This is a genomic window from Leifsonia shinshuensis (genome assembly GCF_022606355.1).
Lineage (GTDB): Bacteria > Actinomycetota > Actinomycetes > Actinomycetales > Microbacteriaceae > Leifsonia > Leifsonia shinshuensis_B.
The window spans coordinates 274,575-292,750 of record NZ_JAHHZQ010000003.1 but is presented as its reverse complement, the minus strand read 5'-3'; the positions used below and the strand labels follow the sequence as shown (position 1 = coordinate 292,750).

Genomic DNA, 18,176 nt, shown 5'->3' with positions numbered 1-18,176 from the left:
GGACACCCCGTTCTTGTCCAACCCCGGATGGATCGTATACAATCACGAATACGTTCCACCCATCCCCGACGACGAGGAGCCTCCACCTGTGAGCGACATCGGCCCCGCGAGCGGCATCGGCCGGCCAGGCAAGATCATCGCCGTGCACCTCAACTACCGCTCCCGCGCCGCCCAGCGCGGCCGCACCCCGGCGCAGCCGTCGTACTTCTTCAAGCCGGCGTCGTCGATCGCGTCGACCGGCGGCGAGCTGGAGCGCCCGGCCGGCACCGAGCTGCTCGCCTTCGAGGGCGAGATCGCCCTGATCATCGGCCGGCCCACCCGCCGGGTCGCGCCGGAGGACGGCTGGGCCGCCGTCTCGGGCGTGACCGCGGCCGACGACTTCGGCCTCTACGACCTGCGCGCCGCCGACAAGGGCTCCAACGTCCGCTCGAAGGGCGGCGACGGCTTCACCCCGCTCGGCCCGGACGTCATCCCGGCCGCATCCGTCGACCCCGATGCCCTGCGGGTGCGCACCTGGCTGAACGGCGAACTCGTGCAGGAGGGGGCGACGGACGACCTGCTGTTCCCGTTCGGGCGGCTGGTCGCCGACCTGTCTCAGCTGATGACGCTGGAGCCGGGCGACGTCATCCTCACCGGCACCCCCGCCGGCTCGTCGGTCACGCAGCCCGGCGACGTCGTGGAGGTGGAGGTCGATGCTCCGACCGCTGCCGGCGCTCCGACCTCCGGCCGCCTGGTCACCCGCATCACCGAGGGCAGCGTGCCGTTCGGCGACTTCGGGTCCAAGCCGAGCGTGGACGACCTCCAAAGGTCCGAGGCCTGGGCGCGGTGGAGCTCAGAGGCAGCGCGGAGCGATGCCGCGACCCCAGCGCCGCGCGGTGGAGCTGAAGAGGAGCGCGAAGCGATCCTGCGACCCCAGCGCCGAGGGAGCCTGCGACCGAGGACCGAGCCTGCGACCGAGGTTGAAACGGAACAGCCGGGATTCGTCCTCACCGACGAACTCCGCGCCAAGCTCGCCTCCGTCGCCACCGCCACCCTCAGCTCGCAGCTGCGCAAGCGCGGCCTGAACAACGTGAGCATCGACGGCCTGAGCTCCACGCGCCCGGAGGCGAAGGTCATCGGCACCGCGCGCACGCTGCGCTTCGTGCCCAACCGGGAGGACCTCTTCGCGACCCACGGCGGCGGCTACAACGCCCAGAAGCGCGCCTTCGACTCCGTAGGCGCAGGCGAGGTGCTGGTCATCGAGGCCAGGGGCGAGCGCGGCAGCGGAACGGTCGGCGACGTCCTCGCTCTGCGCGCGCAGGTCAACGGCGCCGCCGGCATCGTCACCGACGGCGGTGTGCGCGACCTCGCGGTCGTCGCCGCCCTCGACATCCCGACCTACTCGGCCGGCCCGCACCCCGCGGTGCTCGGGCGCAAGCACGTGCCGTGGGACACCGATCTCACGATCGCCTGCGGCGGCGCCACCGTGCAGCCCGGCGATGTGATCGTGGGCGACGCCGACGGCCTCCTCGTCATCCCGCCCTCCCTCGTCGAGGAGGTCGTGGCCGACGCGATCGAGCAGGAGCGGGAAGAGGAGTTCATCGCCGAGATGGTCGCCGCCGGCGAGCGGGTCGACGGACTGTTCCCGATGAACGCCGCGTGGAAAGAGAGGTACGCCGCATGGCTGACACAGCGCTGAAGGCCGACCCGGCCCTGAAAGCCGTCGCGCCGAGCAAATCGCAGCTGGCCTACGAGTTCATCCGCGAGCGGATCGAGGACGGCCGGTACGTCTCCGGCTACCGGCTCGTGCTCGGGTCGATCGCGGGCGAGCTCGGCATCAGCGTCGTGCCGGTGCGCGAGGCGATCCGGCGCCTGGAGGCCGAGGGCCTCGTGACGTTCGAGAAGAACGTCGGCGCCCAGGTCGCCTTCCTGCACCCCACCGAGTACACCTACACGATGGAGACGCTCGCGCTCGTGGAAGGTGCGGCGACGCAGCTCTCCGCACCACGCCTCACCGCCGAGCACCTGCGCCGCGCGCGCCAGGTCAACGAGGCGATGATCGCGAGCCTCGACGGTTTCGACCCGCACCGCTTCACGCAGCTCAACCAGGAGTTCCACTCCGTGCTGTTCGAGGAGTGCCCGAACCCGCACATCCTCGACCTGGTGCACCGCGGCTGGAACCGGCTCGCCGTCCTCCGCGACTCCGTCTTCAGCTTCGTGCCCGGCCGCGCCCGCGAGTCGGTCGCCGAGCACGAGCAGATCGTCTCCCTCATCGAGTCGGGCGCAGAGCCCCTCGACATCGAGCTCGCCGCGCGCCGGCACCGGCTCGCCACCCTGGACGCCTTCCACGCGTATCAGGACGAGCACACCCACCACTGACCTCATCCCCGACCAGTAAGAAGGAGCCAGCGCATGGCGCAGCACTACGTTCCCGAGAACCTCCCCACGACCATCCGGCACTTCATCGACGGCGAGTTCGTCGACAGCGTCTCCGGCAAGACCTTCGACGTGCTCGACCCGGTGTCGAACCAGACGTACGTGCAGGCCGCTGCCGGGCAGAAGGAGGACATCGACCTCGCCGTCGCCGCCGCGACCCGCGCGTTCAAGGAGGGCCCGTGGCCGCGGATGAAGCCGCGCGAGCGCGCCCGCGTGCTGAACCGCATCGCCGACGCCGTGGAGGCCCAGGACGCCCGGCTCGCCGAGCTCGAGACCTTCGACACCGGCCTCCCGATCACCCAGGCGCTGGGTCAGGCGCGACGTGCCGCCGAGAACTTCCGGTTCTTCGCCGACCTGATCGTCGCCCAGGCCGACGACGCCTACAAGGTGCCCGGCAGCCAGCTCAACTACGTCAACCGCAAGCCGATCGGCGTCGCCGGCCTCATCACACCGTGGAACACGCCGTTCATGCTGGAGAGCTGGAAGCTCGCCCCCGCGCTCGCGACCGGCAACACCGTCGTGCTCAAGCCCGCCGAGTTCACGCCGCTGTCGGCGAGCCTCTGGGCCGAGATCTTCCGCGAGGCCGGCGTGCCGGACGGCGTCTTCAACCTGGTCAACGGGCTCGGCGAGGAGGCCGGCGACGCGCTGGTCAAGCACCCGGACGTCCCGCTCATCTCGTTCACCGGCGAGAGCCGCACCGGCCAGCTGATCTTCGCCAACGCCGCGCCCTTCCTGAAGGGCCTGTCGATGGAGCTCGGCGGCAAGTCGCCGGCCGTCGTCTTCGCCGACGCCGACCTCGACGCGGCGATCGACTCCACCCTATTCGGCGTCTTCTCGCTGAACGGCGAGCGCTGCACCGCCGGGTCGCGCATCCTCGTCGAGCGGTCGATCTACGACGAGTTCTGCGAGCGCTACGCCGCCCGCGCGAAGAACATCGTCGTCGGCGACCCACACGACCCGAAGACCGAGGTCGGCGCGCTGGTGCACCCCGAGCACTTCGACAAGGTGATGAGCTACGTCGAGATCGGCAAGTCGGAGGGCCGACTGCTCGCCGGCGGCGGCCGCCCGGAGGGGCTGGAGCACGGCAACTACGTCGCGCCGACCGTCTTCGCCGATGTCGCGCCGGAGGCCCGGATCTTCCAGGAGGAGATCTTCGGCCCGGTCGTCGCGATCACCCCGTTCGACTCCGACGAGCAGGCGCTCGAGCTCGCCAACGGCGTCCGCTACGGCCTCGCCGCGTATCTCTGGACCAACGACCTGGAGCGCGCGCACACCTTCGCCCAGAACGTGGAGGCCGGGATGGTGTGGCTCAACTCGCACAACGTGCGCGACCTCCGCACCCCGTTCGGCGGTGTGAAGGCGTCCGGCCTCGGCCACGAGGGCGGCTACCGCTCCATCGACTTCTACACCGACCAGCAGGCCGTGCACATCACGCTCGGACCGGTGCACACCGCCCGGTTCGGCGCGCGCTGACGCCCGCCTCCATCCCCACACGACACCAGACCGTACTCAACGCAGAGGAAGCAGCACCATGAGCATCACCCCCGACGGCCCGGAGCCCGTGGTCGGCCTGACCGACCCGATCCCGGCACCGACCGACCGCATCCCGACCCCGAAGGCCGCCCCGCCGGACATCGTGCGCTGCGCGTACATGGAGATCGTGGTCACCGACCTGGAGGCCAGCCGCAACTTCTACGTCAACGTGCTCGACCTCGTCGTGACCGAGGAGGACGAGAACACCGTCTACCTGCGGAGCTTCGAGGAGTTCATCCACCACAACCTCGTGCTGCGCAAGGGGCCGATCGCCGCGGTCGCCGCCTTCTCCTACCGCGTGCGCACTCCGGAGGACCTCGACCGCGCGGTCGCGTTCTACACCGAGCTCGGCTGCCGCGTCGAGCGGCGTGCGGAGGGCTTCACCAAGGGCGTCGGCGACAGCGTCCGCGTGGAGGACCCGCTGGGCTTCCCGTACGAGTTCTTCTACGAGGTGGAGCACGTCGAGCGGCTCGCGTGGCGGTACGACCTCTACACCCCCGGCGCCCTCGTCCGGCTGGACCACTTCAACCAGGTCACCCCCGACGTGCCGCGGGCGGTCAAGTACATGGAGGACCTCGGCTTCCGCGTCACGGAGGACATCCAGGACGAGGCGGGCACCACCTACGCCGCGTGGATGCGCCGCAAGCCGACCGTGCACGACACCGCCATGACCGGCGGCGACGGGCCGCGGATGCACCACGTCGCGTTCGCCACGCACGAGAAGCACAACATCATCGCCATCTGCGACAAGCTCGGCGCGCTCCGCATGAGCGACGTGATCGAGCGCGGTCCCGGCCGGCACGGCGTCTCCAACGCGTTCTACCTCTACGTGCGCGACCCCGACGGCCACCGCGTCGAGATCTACACGCAGGACTACTACACGGGCGACCCGGACAACCCGGTCGTCACCTGGGACGTCCACGACAACCAGCGCCGCGACTGGTGGGGCAACCCGGTCGTGCCCTCCTGGTACACCGACGCCTCCCTGGTGCTCGACCTCGACGGCAACCCGCAGCCGCTCACCACGCGCACCGACGACTCCGAGATGGAGGTCACCATCGGCGCCGACGGCTTCTCGTACACCCGCAAGAACGACGAGCCTCAGGGCTTCAAGCTCGGCGCGCAGGTCTGAGAAGGGCTGCTCCCCGCCCGCCGAAGGGCAGGCAACCGCCCCTAAACCGTGGTTTTAGGGGCGGCTACGTGCCCTTCGGTCACGCGCCGGAGGCGGGGAGGTGGCGGCTGCGGTGGATCTCGTACGAGCGCTGCGCGGGGGTCGCGCCCTGCACGATCGGACGGTCGGTCATGAACCGCTCGATCAGGTGGGCGAGCTCGTCGGGCTCGCTGAAGTTGATCGCGTGCGCGGCGCCCTCCAGACGCACGATCACCACATGGTCGTCCGTCTCGGCCACGAGCTCCCGCACCCGCTCCGGGTCCGGCATCAGGGGGTCGCGGTCGCCGATCACGATCAGGGTCGGGACGCTCAGCTCCAGCAGCCGCTCGAGGGACGGATAGTTCGTGAGCGCGTCGAACATGACGACCGTGCTCGCGACGCCGAACCGGAGGTAGTCGGGCAGCGCGACCTTCACCAGCCGCACGGGCTCGCGCCGGCCGTCCTTGGCGAGCTGCAGGACGGCACGGGTCATCGGGCGGTTGTACGCGCCGCCCGCCGGCGACACCAGGACGGCGCGGTCGATCCGGTCGGGATAGTGGTGCGCGAACTCCACGATCACCGGGCAGCCCATCGAGTTGCCGACCAGGGTCGCCTTCTCGACGCCGCGGTCGTCGAGGAACCGCACGGCGGCGTGCGCCAGGTCGGGCACAGCGAGTCCGCGCGGCGACCCGCCGCTGCGTCCGAACCCCGGGAGGTCGGGGACGAGCGTGTGGAAGGTGTGCACCAACCGCTCGGCGGTCGGCAGCAGGTACCGGCCGGAGAGCCCGAAGCCGTGCACGTGCATCATGGTGCGCGCGCCGGGCGGTCCCGGCGCCTCCCGGTAGAAGACGTCGACTCCGTCGACCCGCGTCCAGTGCTCCGCCAGGCTCGACGCCGGCCGGCGCGGCAGCCGGCGCGGCTTCGCTGCGCGCTCCCCGGTGCTCATTCCCTCAGCGTGCTCCGCGAGCAGCCTCCCCGGCAATCCCTCACGTCTCGGCGGTGCGCGAGGGGGGTCCCGGGTCGGCTAGCGTTCTCTGAGGGGCGCGTGTGGTCGCGCCCGGAGCCGTAAGGAAGGGTGCGCGATGATCGCAGGGATCGAGACCGGCGGAACGAAGATCGTCTGCGGTGTCGCCGACCGGGAGAACCTGACGGAGCCCACGTCGATCCGGCGGTTCCCGACCACGACACCGGAGGAGACGCTCGGCCGCATCGCCGACTTCCTCGCGGAGGTCGGACCGGTGGAGGCCGTCGGCATCGCCTCCTTCGGCCCCGTCGACGCCGACCCGGCCTCTCCGCACTACGGTTTCGTGACCTCCACCCCCAAGCCGGGCTGGAAGGACACCGACGTGCTCTCCGCGGTGCGCGCTGCGGCGAACGCCCCCGCCGCCTTCGTCAGCGACGTGACCGGGGCCGCGATCGGCGAGTCCCGGGCCGGAGCCGGGCGTGGCGCGCGCAACGTCGGCTACGCGACGATCGGCACGGGCGTGGGCGTCGGCCTGGTGGTCGACGGCCACCCGCTCATCGGCAACGGCTGGCCGGAGCTCGGCCATCTGCTGGTCCGCCGTCACCCGGCCGACCGGTTCGAGGGCCACTGCCCCTACCACGGCGACTGCCTGGAGGGCCTCACCGCCGGCCCGGCCGTGCTCGCCCGCTGGGGAGTCGACGCGTCGTCGTTCCCCGCGGACCAGAAGGACGAGGCGTTCGACATCCTCGCCTACTACATCGCGCAGCTCGCCTGGACGACGGTGCTCACCCTCGGCCTCGACCGCCTCGTGCTGGGCGGGGGAGTCATGCTCGCTCCGGGTCTCCTCGAGCGCACCTGGCCGGCACTGACCGCCATCGCAGGAGGCTACGGCCCGCCGCAGGTCGCGACCGGTGACCCGCGCGAACTCCTCGTCACCCCGGGGCTCGAGGGGAAGTCGGGGCTGGTCGGGGCGCTCAGCCTCGCCGCCGACCTGGTCGCGTGAGCCTCCCGTACGCTCCGTTGCCGGTGTCGCAGGACGCCGTCGACTACGCGTACGGTCCGGATTCGACGCCGCAGCCCGGCGTCGTGCCCGGCGTCGTCGAGCAACTGCGCCTGAGCGAAAGTGAACGCTTCCCCGGCACCTCCCGGAGCGTGTGGCTGCACCGTCCGGCCGGGCTGTCGGCGGAGACGGACTGCGCCGTCATGTTCTTCACCGACGGCTGGTGGTACCTCGATCCCGCCGGAGACGTGCGGGGTGGAATCGTCCTCGACAACCTCGCCGCGCGCGGCGAGCTGCCGCCGATGGTCGGCGTCTTCGTCGATCCGGGGGTGTTGGCAGGCGAGGATCCTCCCGCGAAGAACCGCAATGCCGAGTACGACGCTTTCGACGACCGCTTCGCGAGCTTCCTGCTGGAGGAGGTGCTGCCGCTGGTCGAGGAGCGCTTCGCCGTCTCGAGCGACCCGATGATGCGCGGGATCTGCGGCGGGAGCAGCGGCGGCAACGCGGCGCTGACGGCCGTCTGGACCCGGCCCGACGCATTCGGCCGCGCCATCACCTTCAACGCGAGCTTCGCGCAGCTGCCCGGCGGAAACCCGTATCCGGCCCTCGCGGGCACCGGGAGCCCGCGGGGGTTCCGGGCGTTCCTGCACGCGGCGCACCGCGATCTGAACTGGAACCGGCGCGAGGACAACTGGTTCGCCGAGAACCTGGAGACCGCGGCCGCCTTCGCGCGCGCCGGCTACGACATCCGCCTGGCCGTCGGCGACGGCGGCCACAGCCCCAACCACGGCGGTGTGCTCCTCCCCGACGCTCTCCGCTGGCTCTGGAACGCTCCGAGTGGCGTGAGCGGGGTCTGAACGACGCGCCGACCTGAGAGTCCGCACGAATCTCAGGGCACAGAGTCAGCGCACTGTCGGCTGCCGGCCAGCGGTTTCCCTGCCTGACACGCCTAACCTCCCGGTATGGCACGCCCCATCTCCGCGCTGGCGCAGCCGGCGCAGCGGCAGCCGCACGTCGAGCTGTTCCGTTCGGCGCGCGACGACACCGTGATCGCTGTGGCGTGCCTCTGCCTGATCGGCCGCACGCACGCGCACGACGAGTGGCGGCCCGAGTTCGACAGCGACACCGGAGCGGACAGGGCGGCGAGCCGGCGATGATGCCTCGCTCCGACGCCACCGGCGCTGAGCTGCGACGCTCCTGCCTCGCGAACGCGTCCGCTCGCAAACTGTGTGACGTGTATTAACAACCGCAACCGTTTGTGACGGTGGAGGGTGCGTCCGCGCCCGGTCCGGTCCTAACGTCGGCGACGCACCCACCCGCGTCATCCCAGCCCGATGTGAAGGACACAGCATGAAGAGAATCCTCCGGAGCGCCGCCGTCGTCTCCGTCGCCGCGCTCACCGTCGCGGGTCTCGCCGCGTGCGCGAGCGACTCGTCCGCCGCGACCGGAGGCTCCTCCTCCGGAAAGAGCCCCGTCTACTTCGGCGTCTCCGCCGCGGTGACCGGCCAGTACGCGCAGTACGGGGAGCAGTTCAAGGAGGCGTTCGACCTCGCCGTCGAGGAGGTCAACGCGAAGGGCGGCATCAACGGCCACCCGGTCGCTCTCAAGTACGAGGACTCGCAGTCCGACCCGAAGCAGTCGGTCGCCGTCGCGCAGAAGTTCGTGGGCGACGACAGCGTCAGCCTCGTCTTCGGCGACTACTCGTCGGCCGCCTCCATCCCGGCCTCCCCGATCTACACCGCGGGCAAGCTGCTGCAGTACGGCTTCAACAACTCGAACCCGGACTTCACGGCCAAGGGCACGCAGTACCAGTGGTCGACCTCCATCACCACGAGCGCGACCTACACCTGGACGGCCGACTACATCAAGAAGCAGGGCGTGAAGTCGGTCGGCGTGACCTACCTCAACACCGCCGACTGGGGCATCCCGGCGTTCAACGCCTTCAAGGACGAGGCCAAGAAGATCGGCCTGAAGATCACCGACGCGGAGGGCGTGCTCGACACCTCCGACGACTACCGCCCCTCTCTCACCAAGGCCGTCGCCGGCAAGCCGGACGCCTTCGTGCACATCGGCTACGGCCCTGACGCCGCCAAGCTGGTCACCCAGCTGCGCGCGATCGGCTACGACGGCACCTTCTACGGCGGCCAGGACGAGCAGTCCTTCGACGGCACCAAGGATGCCGAGGGCGCGATCAACGGCGCCGAGTTCCTCGCCTCCAACCCCGCCAAGGAGGTGCAGGACTTCGTGAAGGCCTTCCAGAAGAAGTACCCGAACGAGACCGAGGTCACCGGATTCGAGGCCGGCGCCTACGACGCGCTCAACGTCGCGGTCGCCGCGGCGAAGCTCGGCGGGACGACCCGCGAGGGCATCCTGGCCGGCTTCAAGAAGGTCAAGGACGTGCCCAGCGTCGTCTACGGGACGATCACCTTCGACCAGGCCACCCGTCGCGTCGCGTCGCCGCAGCTCACCCCGAGCATCCTGAAGAACGGGAAGTGGGTCGCGTACAACGGCTGAGCCGCTGAAGCGCACACCATGCTCGACACACTGATCGCCGGCCTGCTCCGAGGGAACGTCTACGCCCTCGGAGCGGTCGGCATCTCCCTCGTCTTCGGCGTCATGAACGTCGTCAACTTCGCGCAGTTCTCGTTCTTCGGGCTCGGCGCGATGCTGTCGTGGTTCTTCGTGGTGAAGCTGGGCCTGCCGTTCTGGCTGGCCCTGCTCCTCGTGCTCGCGATCTGCGGCGCGATCGGTCTGCTCATCAATGCGACCGTCGTGCGCCCGCTGGCGAAGTACCTGCCGCTCGCGGCGATGCTGTCGACCTACGCGATCTCGCTGATCCTCGACAACGCCTCGCAGGTCGCGTTCACGGCGCAGTTCCGCGTCTTCCCCGAGGTGCTGCCGACCTCCAACCTGCACATCGGGAACATGCGTTTCGGAACCTCCGACGTGGTGATGCTCGGCACCACCGCCGCGGTCATGGTCGTGATGACCGTCTTCCTGAAGTACGGCAAAGTCGGCCGTGCCATCCGCGCCACCGCGCAGGACCAGGAGGCCGCTCTGCAGATGGGCATCCCCGTCGGCCAGGTGCAGCACGTCTCGTTCGTGATCGCCTCGGCGCTCGGCGGCCTCGCCGGCGTCTTCATCGCGCTCTACGTGGGCGTCGCCAACCCCAGCTCGGGCCTGGACGTCGGGCTCACGTCGTTCGTGGCCGCCACCCTCGGCGGGCTGGGTTCGCTCGTCGGCGCGGTGATCGGCGGCTTCGTCCTCGGCATCCTGGAGGCGTTCGGCATCCACTTCTTCGGCGACACCGCCCGCGAGATCATCGTCTTCGTCATCCTGATCGTGGTGCTGATCGTGCGGCCGGGAGGGTTGTTCGGAAAGGTGCCGTTGATCTCCACGGAGCCGCTCACCGGAACGTTCCTCGGCAAGGGCAGGCCGCTGCGCATCCCGCGCTGGGTGTGGCCGCTGGCGTTCGCGGTGCTCGGCATCGTGGTGCCGGTGTTCGGCAACGACTACCTGGTGACCACCGGCACCCAGGTGCTGATCTACGCGATCATCGCGGCCGGCTTCACCGTGACCGCAGGCCAGGCCGGCGTCCTCGCGCTCGGTCAGGCCGGCCCGATCGCGATCGGCGCGTACGCCTCCGCCCTGCTGACGCTGTACCTGCACGTGCCGTTCTGGGTGGCGCTGCCGCTGGCCGGCCTGGCCGCTGCCGTCGTGGCGTCGATCCTGGCGTCGCCGATCTGGGGAGTGAAGGGGCACTACGTCTCCATCGCCACGCTCGGGCTGGGCATCGCGATCGTCGCGGTGATCCAGCTGGTCCTGCCGCAGGGGCTCTACAACATCCCGGTCCCCGACTGGTTCGGGACGCCGCTGAACACCCCGCAGGCGTACTACTGGATCGACTTCGGCGTGCTCGTGATCACGCTGATCGTGATGTGGCGGCTGCGCACGTCGCACCTCGGCAAGGTGATCTCCTCGGTCGGCTCCGACGAGGTGGCCGCCCTGTCGTCGGGGGTGCGCGGCCGCGACTACAAGGCGCTCGCTTTCGCGGTCTCCGGCTTCTTCGCCGGGATCGGCGGCTCACTGCTCGCCCACCAGTACACGTACATCGACCCGACCATCTTCACGATGCTGATGTCGCTGCTCGTGGTGACCATCGTGATCCTGGGCGGCGTCGGCCTCCCGTACGGAGCGGTGGTGGGCTCGATCGTCCTGATCGGCGCCATGGAGCTGCTGAGGTTCACGCCCGAGCTGCGCATCATCGTCTACGGCCTGGTGCTGATCCTGGTCGTCCGCTTCCGCCCCGGCGGCATCCTGGTGAGGAACTCGTGACCGCCGAATCGAACGGAACGCTGCTGAGCGTCCAGAGACTGGAGCGTCATTTCGACGGGCTGAAGGCCGTCGACGGGATTTCGTTCTCCGTGCACCGCGGGGAGGTCGTGTCGATCATCGGTCCGAACGGGTCGGGCAAGACCACCACGCTCAACCTGGTCACCGGCGCGATCCGGCCGAACGGCGGCACCATCACCCTCGACGGCGACCGGATCGAGCGCGCCGACAGCGCGCGCATCGCCGAGCACGGCATCGCCCGCACCTTCCAGAACGGACGCGTGTTCGCGACGCTGTCGGTGGCCGACAACATCGAGGTCGGCCTGCACACCACGCTGCGGGCGCACCGGCCGTTCCGGCGGCTGGCGAACCTGTTCCTGCTCCGCTGGATCCCGCTGCTCGCCGAGCTGTACATCGCGATCGTCGGCACGCCGGCCTCCCGTCGCGAGCGGGCGACGATCGACGCGGTCGTGGAGTCGGAGATCGACCGGTTCGAAGCCAGGCTCGGCCCGCGCCGCGACGACCCGGCGTACTCGCTGAGCTATGCGAACCGGCGGCGCACCGAGATCGCCCGTGCACTGGCCCTGGAGCCCAAGCTGCTGGTGCTCGACGAGCCGACGGCCGGCATGAACCAGTCGGAGACGGCCGAGGTGCTCGCGCAGCTGCTCGAGCTCAAGGCTGCCGGCCAGAGCATCCTGCTCGTGGAGCACAAACTCGACCTGGTGATGACGGTGTCCGATCGCGTGATCGTCATGGACGGCGGGCGGATCATCGCGGAGGGGCGGCCGGACGAGGTGCGCAGAGACACCGCGGTCGTGGAGGCGTATCTCGGCCGCCGACGCGGACTCGGAGGGGTGGACCTGGCATGACCGAGCTGCTGGCGCTGGAGGACGTGAACGTCTACTACGGCCCGTTCCACGCCCTGCGCGGGAACTCGCTCACCGTGGGCGAGGGCGAGATCGTCTCGCTGCTCGGCGGCAACGCGAGCGGCAAGTCCACCACGATGAAGACCATCCTGGGACTCGTGCGGCCCAAGTCCGGCACGGTGCGCTTCGCCGGCGCCGACATCACCCACGCCTCGACGCGGCGGAGGGTCGCCGGCGGGATCGCCTCGGTGCCGGAGGCGCGGCGGGTGTTCCCCGACATGACGGTGGACGAGAACCTGATCGCGGGCGCGTACACGCGCCGCTCCCGCTCGCGCACGGACAAGGCGGCCGTCGCCGAGGACCTCGACCGGATGCGCACGCACTTCCCGCGCCTCGCCGAGCGCCGCAAGCAGCAGGCGGGCACGCTCTCCGGCGGCGAGCAGCAGATGCTCGCGTTCGCGCGCGCCCTGATGAGCCGCCCGAGGCTCATCTGCATGGACGAGCCGACCATGGGCCTCTCGCCGAAGCTGGTCGATCAGGTGCTCGACGAGATCGTGCGCATCAACACCGAGCTCGGCGTGGCCGTGCTGTTCGTCGAGCAGCAGGCCGAGCTGGCGCTCTCCATCGCCTCCCGGGGCTACGTGCTCGCGACGGGCGCGATCGTGCTCCAGGGCACGGCGCGCGAGCTGCTCGACGACCCGCAGATCCAGGAGGCCTATCTGGGAAAGGCGGCCCACGAATGACCGGACTCGCACGACGGACGGACACGACGCGCCAGCGCTTGGGGTTCTTCACCCGGCTGCTCGATGACGGTACGGCGCTGCAGCGCTATCGCAACGCGCTCGAGCAGTTCGTGCGGGCGGAGGAGGTGGGCTTCGACACGGTCTGGGTGGCTCAGCACCACTTCCACGAGGCGGAGGGCGGCCTCCCCTCACCGTTCGTGCTGCTCGCCCAGGCGGCCGCGCTGACCGTCCGCATCCGGCTGGGCACCGGCATCGTGACGCTGCCGCTCGAGGCGCCGCTGCGGGTGGCCGAGGACGCCGCCGTGCTGCACCTGCTCTCCGACGGGCGGCTGGAGCTCGGCATCGGGTCCGGCGGCACGCCGTCGTCGTTCGCGCCGTTCGGCCACGAACCTGCCGACAGGGCCGCGATCTACGACCGGCACAGGGAGGCGCTGGTCGCCGCCCTGCGCGGGGAGCAGCTGACCGCCGACGGGGGAGCGCTGTACCCGGCGGCGCCTGCGGTGCTCGACGTGATCTGGGAGGCCACCTTCTCGGCCGAGGGAGCGGCCCGCATCGGCCGCCGCGGCAACGGCCTCATGCTCTCGCGCACCCAGCCGCGCCGCGAGTGGGCAGCGCCCTCCTCTCCTCAGTTGCAGGAGGCGATCGTCGACGCCTACCTCGCCGCCCTGCCCGCCGGTGTGGCGCCGCGCATCCTGGCCTCCCGTTCGGTGCTCGTCGTCGACACGGAGGCCGAGGCGGCCTCCTGGATCCGGCGCGGGATCGACCGCGGGCGCTCGTTCGTCGACGCCCAGGGGCTGGCGGTGCCCGCCGGGACCACCGACGCCGAGCTGCTGGCCTGGCTGGACGTCCACATCGGCACGCCGGAGCAGGTGCTCGCCACGCTCGGCGCCGACACCGTGCTCGCGCGGGCGACCGATGTGGCGTTCCAGCCGCACCCGGTGGATCCGCCGCACGAGACCGTGCTGCGCTCCATCGAGCTGAGCGCAGAGGTCGGGCGCGAGCTGCTCGACTGGTCGCCGGCCGTGCCGGCGGTCGCGTTGCGCTGATCCGTTCCGAACCGTTCCGACCCATCGAAAGGACCCCCATGACCACCGACGTCATCGACCAGCTGGTCGGCATCCAGCCGGGCGACCCGCTCGACAGCCTGCGCGACCAGCGCCCCAACGCCCGCGCCAACGCGCAGGCGAGCTTCGACGCGCTGCTGCGGTCCGACGACCTGTCGCACGTCGCCCAGCGGGAGCGGCTGGCCGTCGCCTTCTGGACGGTCAGGCTCTCGAAGTCGCCCACCGCGTCGTTCTACCGCGACCTCCTGGCCGCCGAGGACGCCGTGCTGCTGTCGGCCCTGGAGGCGGCGCTGCCCGGCGCGCTGACCGACGGCCCCTACGGCGACTATCCCGACGGCCCCCTGTCGGCCGAGAACGTCGACGGCCTCCACTGGCAGCCGTCGGCCGAGCTCGCCGCCGCCGCGGGCCCGCGTCTCGCCGCCGCCCTCGCCCACGCGCACCTGCTCGTCTACCGGCCGAGGGATGCCTCGGCCGACGCCCTCCAGGCGCTGCTCGACGCCGGGTGGTCGACCACCGGGATCGTCACGCTGTCTCAGCTCGTGGCGTTCCTCAGCTTCCAGCTCCGCGTGGTCGCGGGGCTCACCGTCCTGAAGGGAGAGCTCGCATGAGCGAGACGATCACCGGCACCACGACCGAGGAGCCGACGGCCACGGCGCCGAACGAGTTCACGCAGGCGGAACTCGGCTGGGAGGCCTGGCTCGAGCCGCTGCCGCTGGAGGAGCTCACCGAGCGCCACTATGCCGGCCTGGTCGACAAGGGCCGCGCGAACAGCCCGTACTTCCGGCTGCTGGTGCGCGACCCCGACATCCTCGGGGCACGCACCCGCACCGACAACGACATCTTCTACAACGAGAAGGGCGGCCTGACCCGCGCCCTCCGCGAGCTGTCGGCCACCGCGGCCTCCCGTACCAACGGCTGCATCTTCTGCGCGTCCGTGCACTCACGCTTCGCCAGCCACCACTCCAAGCGGCCGGAGGACGTGCAGCGCCTGCTCGACGACGGCACCGCCGCCCAGCAGGGCGACCCGCAGTGGCGGGCCGTGATCGACGCGTCGGTCGCGCTCACCCGCATCCCGGACGAGTTCGGCGCTTCGGACGTGCGCGCGCTGCGGGAGGCCGGCCTCGACGACGTGGCGATCATCGACGCGATCAACGGCGCGGCCTTCTTCAACTGGGCCAACCGCCTCATGCTGTCCCTGGGCGAGCCCACCCCGCCGAAGTCGTAGGCAGGTTCGCAACTCCGGAAGCTGCAGCCGACACGCCGCCGCGGTTTCCGTAACTCCGGAGAACCCGACCGGCCCCCGACAGACCTCCGGAGACACGGTCGGGAGACCGCTACCGTAACTCCGGAGAACCCGGCCGAATCGCCGCGGATCTCCGGAGTAACGGGTCGACACGCCGCCGGACCCCCCGGGACTCCGGAGTCGCCGACACCTAGATCTCGACGTCGCTGCCCATGGTCACCGTGCGGAGGGCGGGGAGGCCGAACCGCGCGGCCGGGTCGGCCGCGTTGTGGGCGAGGGCGACGAACAGCCCGCGGCGCCACGGCACCATCCCGTTCTGCCGGGTCACGCGGATCGCGCCGCGCGAGATGAAGTACGACGCCGTCTTGAAGTTCGCGGAGTCGAGCGGCAGCACCCCGATCCGCACGGCCGCGCGGAGGGCGCGCGGGATGTCGGGATCGTCCGAGAAGCCGAAGCGGACGCTCAGGAACTCGATCCCGTCGTCCTCGTAGCCGAGCGTGTCGCACTCGAAGGCCTCCTCGGCCGGTACGTGCGGCACCTGCGCGAAGCTCACCGAGACGATGATCACGTGCTCGTGCAGCACGTGGTTGTGCTTGACGTTCGCACGCAGCGCCAGCGGCACCGTCTCCTTGCTCGGGTGCGGGAAGATCGCGATGCCGGGAACCCGCGGCAGGTGCAGCCGGCGGACCTCCTCGACGAAGGCGGCCATCGACCCCTCCTTGCGCTTGCGGTCGGCCTGCACCAGCTGCCGGCCGCGACGCCAGGTGGTCATGATCAGGATGACGACGCCGGCGATCAGCAGCGGGACCCAGCCTCCGTTGATGATCTTCGACAGGTTGCCCGCCAGGAACGACAGCTCGAGACCGCCGAACGCGACGGCGGCCAGGGCGAGCTTCCACGGCGCCCAGTGCCAGAGCGGGCGCGCGACGAGCAGCAGGAGCACGGTGTCGACGACCAGCGCGCCGGTGACCGAGATGCCGTACGCCGTCGACAGCCGGTCCGAGGAACCGAACGAGAGCGTCACCGCGAGCACGCCGATGAACAGCAGGATGTTGACCGCCGGCATGTAGATCTGGCCGCCCTCGCGCAGCGACGTCTGCCGGATCTTCAGCGGCGGCAGGAGCCCGAGCTGCACGGCCTGCCGCGAGAGCGAGTAGGCGCCGGAGATGACGGCCTGACTCGCGATCACGGTCGCGGCGGTGGCGAGGATGACGACCGGCAGTCGCCCCCACTCCGGGATGAGCAGGAAGAACGGGTTGGCGCGCGCCGCCGGGTCGTGCAGCACGAGCGCGGCCTGGCCGAGGTAGTTGAGCACGAGCGCGGGGAAGACCAGGAAGAACCACGCCCGGCTGATCGGAGCGCGACCGAAGTGGCCCATGTCGGCGTACAGCGCCTCCGCACCGGTGATGACCAGGACGACGGCGCCGAGCGCGACGAAGGAGAGCACGGGACGGTCGACGATGAACGCGATGGCGTACGTCGGCGACAGGCCGAGCAGCACCGAGGGGAACCGGACGACCATCGCCAGCCCGGCAGCCGCGATGACGACGAACCACAGCACCATGACCGGGCCGAACAGCGCGCCGACCCGGCCCGTGCCGAACCGCTGCACCGCGAACAGTGCGACGAGGATGACGGCGGCGATCGGGATGACGAGGTGCGAGATCGCCGGCACCGTGACATGGAGGCCCTCGACAGCGGACAGCACGCTGATCGCCGGTGTGATGATCGAGTCGCCGTAGAAGAGCGCGACGCCGACGATCCCGATGACGAGGAGGGTGCCGGCCTTGCCCGCCTTCGACGCGTAGAGCCGCTGCGCGAGCGCGGCCAGGGCCATCACGCCGCCCTCGCCGTCGTTGTCCGCGCGCATCAGGATCCCGATGTACTTGATCGAGACGATGATGGTGACGCTCCAGAAGATCAGCGAGATCACTCCGAACACGTCGGCCTGCTGCGCCCTGACCGCTCCGCCGTCGAGCAGGAAGACGGTCTTCAGCGCATAGAGCGGGCTGGTGCCGATGTCGCCGAAGACCACGCCGAGGGCCGCGAGCGCTGCGGCGTACACGACTCTCTTGCGGCGGCCCGTGCGCGACGGGGCCGGGGTCTCGTCGTCCACGTCTTCGTGCGTGACGGCCGGGTGTTTCTCGTGCACGCGGGACACGCTACCCCCGTTGCGCCGCAGCTGATGCTCACCCAGGCTTCTGCAGCGTGACGCCACGGCCGGCGAAGAACCGTCGAAACGTGTCGAGGTCGAGTTCGGCGTCGCGCGCGCTCTGCCCCACCCCGGACGGATTGTGGAGGACGATGCGGTCGCGCTCCAGGCGATGCACGAGGACGAGGTGGCCGCCACGCCTGACGTTCGGCCGGTCGGGATACCGGATCTCGGAGGAGACGGAGGCGAGTGCGACCCGACCGCCGCGGACGTGCTCGAGCAGTTCCTCCGCCGCGATGTCCGGGTGTACGGCCCCGTCGATGCCGAAGTCCTCGCGGACCCAGTCCACGAACGGCCGGTAGTAGAGTCCTGCGACCGTGTCGCCCTCACGCACGAGCGCGGTCCACCGCTGCGCGCGGCCGACCAGTTCGAACATGGTGATGTCGCCATGCTGCGGCGACCAGGCGCGCAGTACCGAGCGCAGACAGGCGAGGCCGCAGATGTGTCGGGACCAGAACAGGTATTCCTCCTCCGACGGATAGCCGTCCGAGGACCAGTCGAAGAATCGAGCCGGATTCTCTCCGTGCTCGATGAGCGGTTCGTTGCAGCCGAGGTCGCCCCACTGCGACTCGTAGGGGAAGAGTCCCATGGTGCTCCCATCGGTGATCGTAGCTGCCGCCTTCAACCTAACCGGATCGTCAGGACGAACGGTGC

17 protein-coding genes are annotated in these 18,176 nt (G+C 70.5%); 14 read left to right on the top strand and 3 right to left on the bottom strand.

The genetic code is table 11. The features are described from left to right. Positions 1 to 88 precede the first annotated feature (88 nt). From KNO15_RS12875 to hpaD, 4 genes are read left to right on the top strand one after another with little or no spacing between them, the layout of a single operon-like run. Entirely contained in the window at positions 89 to 1,678 is a 1,590-nt protein-coding gene (locus KNO15_RS12875; RefSeq protein ID WP_241704132.1) for a fumarylacetoacetate hydrolase family protein, read from the top strand. After that, positions 1,660 to 2,358, top strand: a complete 699-nt coding sequence (locus KNO15_RS12870; RefSeq protein WP_241704131.1) for a GntR family transcriptional regulator — start codon at positions 1,660 to 1,662, stop codon at positions 2,356 to 2,358. The genes KNO15_RS12875 and KNO15_RS12870 overlap by 19 nt, the downstream gene beginning before the upstream one ends. A 33-nt stretch (positions 2,359 to 2,391) precedes the next feature. After that, a complete protein-coding gene (hpaE, locus tag KNO15_RS12865) occupies positions 2,392 to 3,888 on the top strand; it encodes a 5-carboxymethyl-2-hydroxymuconate semialdehyde dehydrogenase (RefSeq protein ID WP_241704130.1) in 1,497 nt (498 codons plus the stop codon). 58 nt (positions 3,889 to 3,946) lie between these two features. After that, positions 3,947 to 5,080, top strand: coding sequence for a 3,4-dihydroxyphenylacetate 2,3-dioxygenase (hpaD, locus tag KNO15_RS12860; RefSeq protein WP_241704129.1), 1,134 nt, complete (start codon positions 3,947 to 3,949; stop codon positions 5,078 to 5,080). Between the two features lie 79 nt (positions 5,081 to 5,159). Here hpaD and KNO15_RS12855 read toward each other — a convergent pair whose 3' ends face one another. Continuing rightward, positions 5,160 to 6,044, bottom strand: a complete 885-nt coding sequence (locus KNO15_RS12855) for an alpha/beta fold hydrolase (protein WP_241704128.1) — start codon at positions 6,042 to 6,044, stop codon at positions 5,160 to 5,162. Positions 6,045 to 6,180: 136 nt separating this feature from the next. Between KNO15_RS12855 and KNO15_RS12850 the strand changes: the two genes are divergently transcribed. The 10 genes from KNO15_RS12850 (at position 6,181) to KNO15_RS12805 (ending at position 15,292) form a co-directional block, all read left to right on the top strand. Continuing rightward, a complete protein-coding gene (locus tag KNO15_RS12850) occupies positions 6,181 to 7,065 on the top strand; it encodes an ROK family protein (RefSeq protein WP_241704127.1) in 885 nt (294 codons plus the stop codon). Between the two features lie 23 nt (positions 7,066 to 7,088). Then, the gene (locus KNO15_RS12845; RefSeq protein WP_241704126.1) at positions 7,089 to 7,919 is read left to right on the top strand and encodes an alpha/beta hydrolase; all 831 of its coding nucleotides are present in this window, start codon (positions 7,089 to 7,091) and stop codon (positions 7,917 to 7,919) included. 105 nt (positions 7,920 to 8,024) lie between these two features. Further along, positions 8,025 to 8,219 (top strand): hypothetical protein, encoded by a 195-nt coding sequence (locus tag KNO15_RS12840; RefSeq protein ID WP_241704125.1) that lies wholly within the window; start codon positions 8,025 to 8,027, stop codon positions 8,217 to 8,219. Between the two features lie 193 nt (positions 8,220 to 8,412). Beyond that, on the top strand, positions 8,413 to 9,576 hold the full coding sequence (locus KNO15_RS12835) for an ABC transporter substrate-binding protein (RefSeq protein ID WP_241704124.1): 1,164 nt from the start codon (positions 8,413 to 8,415) through the stop codon (positions 9,574 to 9,576). Between the two features lie 18 nt (positions 9,577 to 9,594). Then, positions 9,595 to 11,397: an ABC transporter permease gene (locus tag KNO15_RS12830; protein WP_241704123.1), complete on the top strand. Its 1,803-nt coding sequence runs from the start codon at positions 9,595 to 9,597 to the stop codon at positions 11,395 to 11,397. Further along, a complete protein-coding gene (locus KNO15_RS12825) occupies positions 11,394 to 12,263 on the top strand; it encodes an ABC transporter ATP-binding protein (protein WP_241704122.1) in 870 nt (289 codons plus the stop codon). Before KNO15_RS12830 ends, KNO15_RS12825 begins: the two co-directional genes overlap by 4 nt. Further along, on the top strand, positions 12,260 to 13,003 hold the full coding sequence (locus KNO15_RS12820; protein WP_241704121.1) for an ABC transporter ATP-binding protein: 744 nt from the start codon (positions 12,260 to 12,262) through the stop codon (positions 13,001 to 13,003). Before KNO15_RS12825 ends, KNO15_RS12820 begins: the two co-directional genes overlap by 4 nt. Continuing rightward, positions 13,000 to 14,049: a putative FMN-dependent luciferase-like monooxygenase gene (locus tag KNO15_RS12815; protein WP_241704120.1), complete on the top strand. Its 1,050-nt coding sequence runs from the start codon at positions 13,000 to 13,002 to the stop codon at positions 14,047 to 14,049. Before KNO15_RS12820 ends, KNO15_RS12815 begins: the two co-directional genes overlap by 4 nt. 38 nt (positions 14,050 to 14,087) lie before the next feature. Continuing rightward, positions 14,088 to 14,675, top strand: a complete 588-nt coding sequence (locus KNO15_RS12810) for a CMD domain protein (protein WP_241704119.1) — start codon at positions 14,088 to 14,090, stop codon at positions 14,673 to 14,675. Then, positions 14,672 to 15,292: an alkylhydroperoxidase domain protein gene (locus tag KNO15_RS12805; protein ID WP_241704118.1), complete on the top strand. Its 621-nt coding sequence runs from the start codon at positions 14,672 to 14,674 to the stop codon at positions 15,290 to 15,292. Before KNO15_RS12810 ends, KNO15_RS12805 begins: the two co-directional genes overlap by 4 nt. Positions 15,293 to 15,500: 208 nt before the next feature. Here the strand turns inward: KNO15_RS12805 and KNO15_RS12800 are convergent, their stop codons facing one another. After that, a complete protein-coding gene (locus KNO15_RS12800; protein WP_241704117.1) occupies positions 15,501 to 17,462 on the bottom strand; it encodes a potassium transporter Kup in 1,962 nt (653 codons plus the stop codon). 37 nt (positions 17,463 to 17,499) lie between these two features. Continuing rightward, positions 17,500 to 18,111, bottom strand: a complete 612-nt coding sequence (locus tag KNO15_RS12795) for a hypothetical protein (protein ID WP_241704116.1) — start codon at positions 18,109 to 18,111, stop codon at positions 17,500 to 17,502. Positions 18,112 to 18,176: the final 65 nt, after the last annotated feature.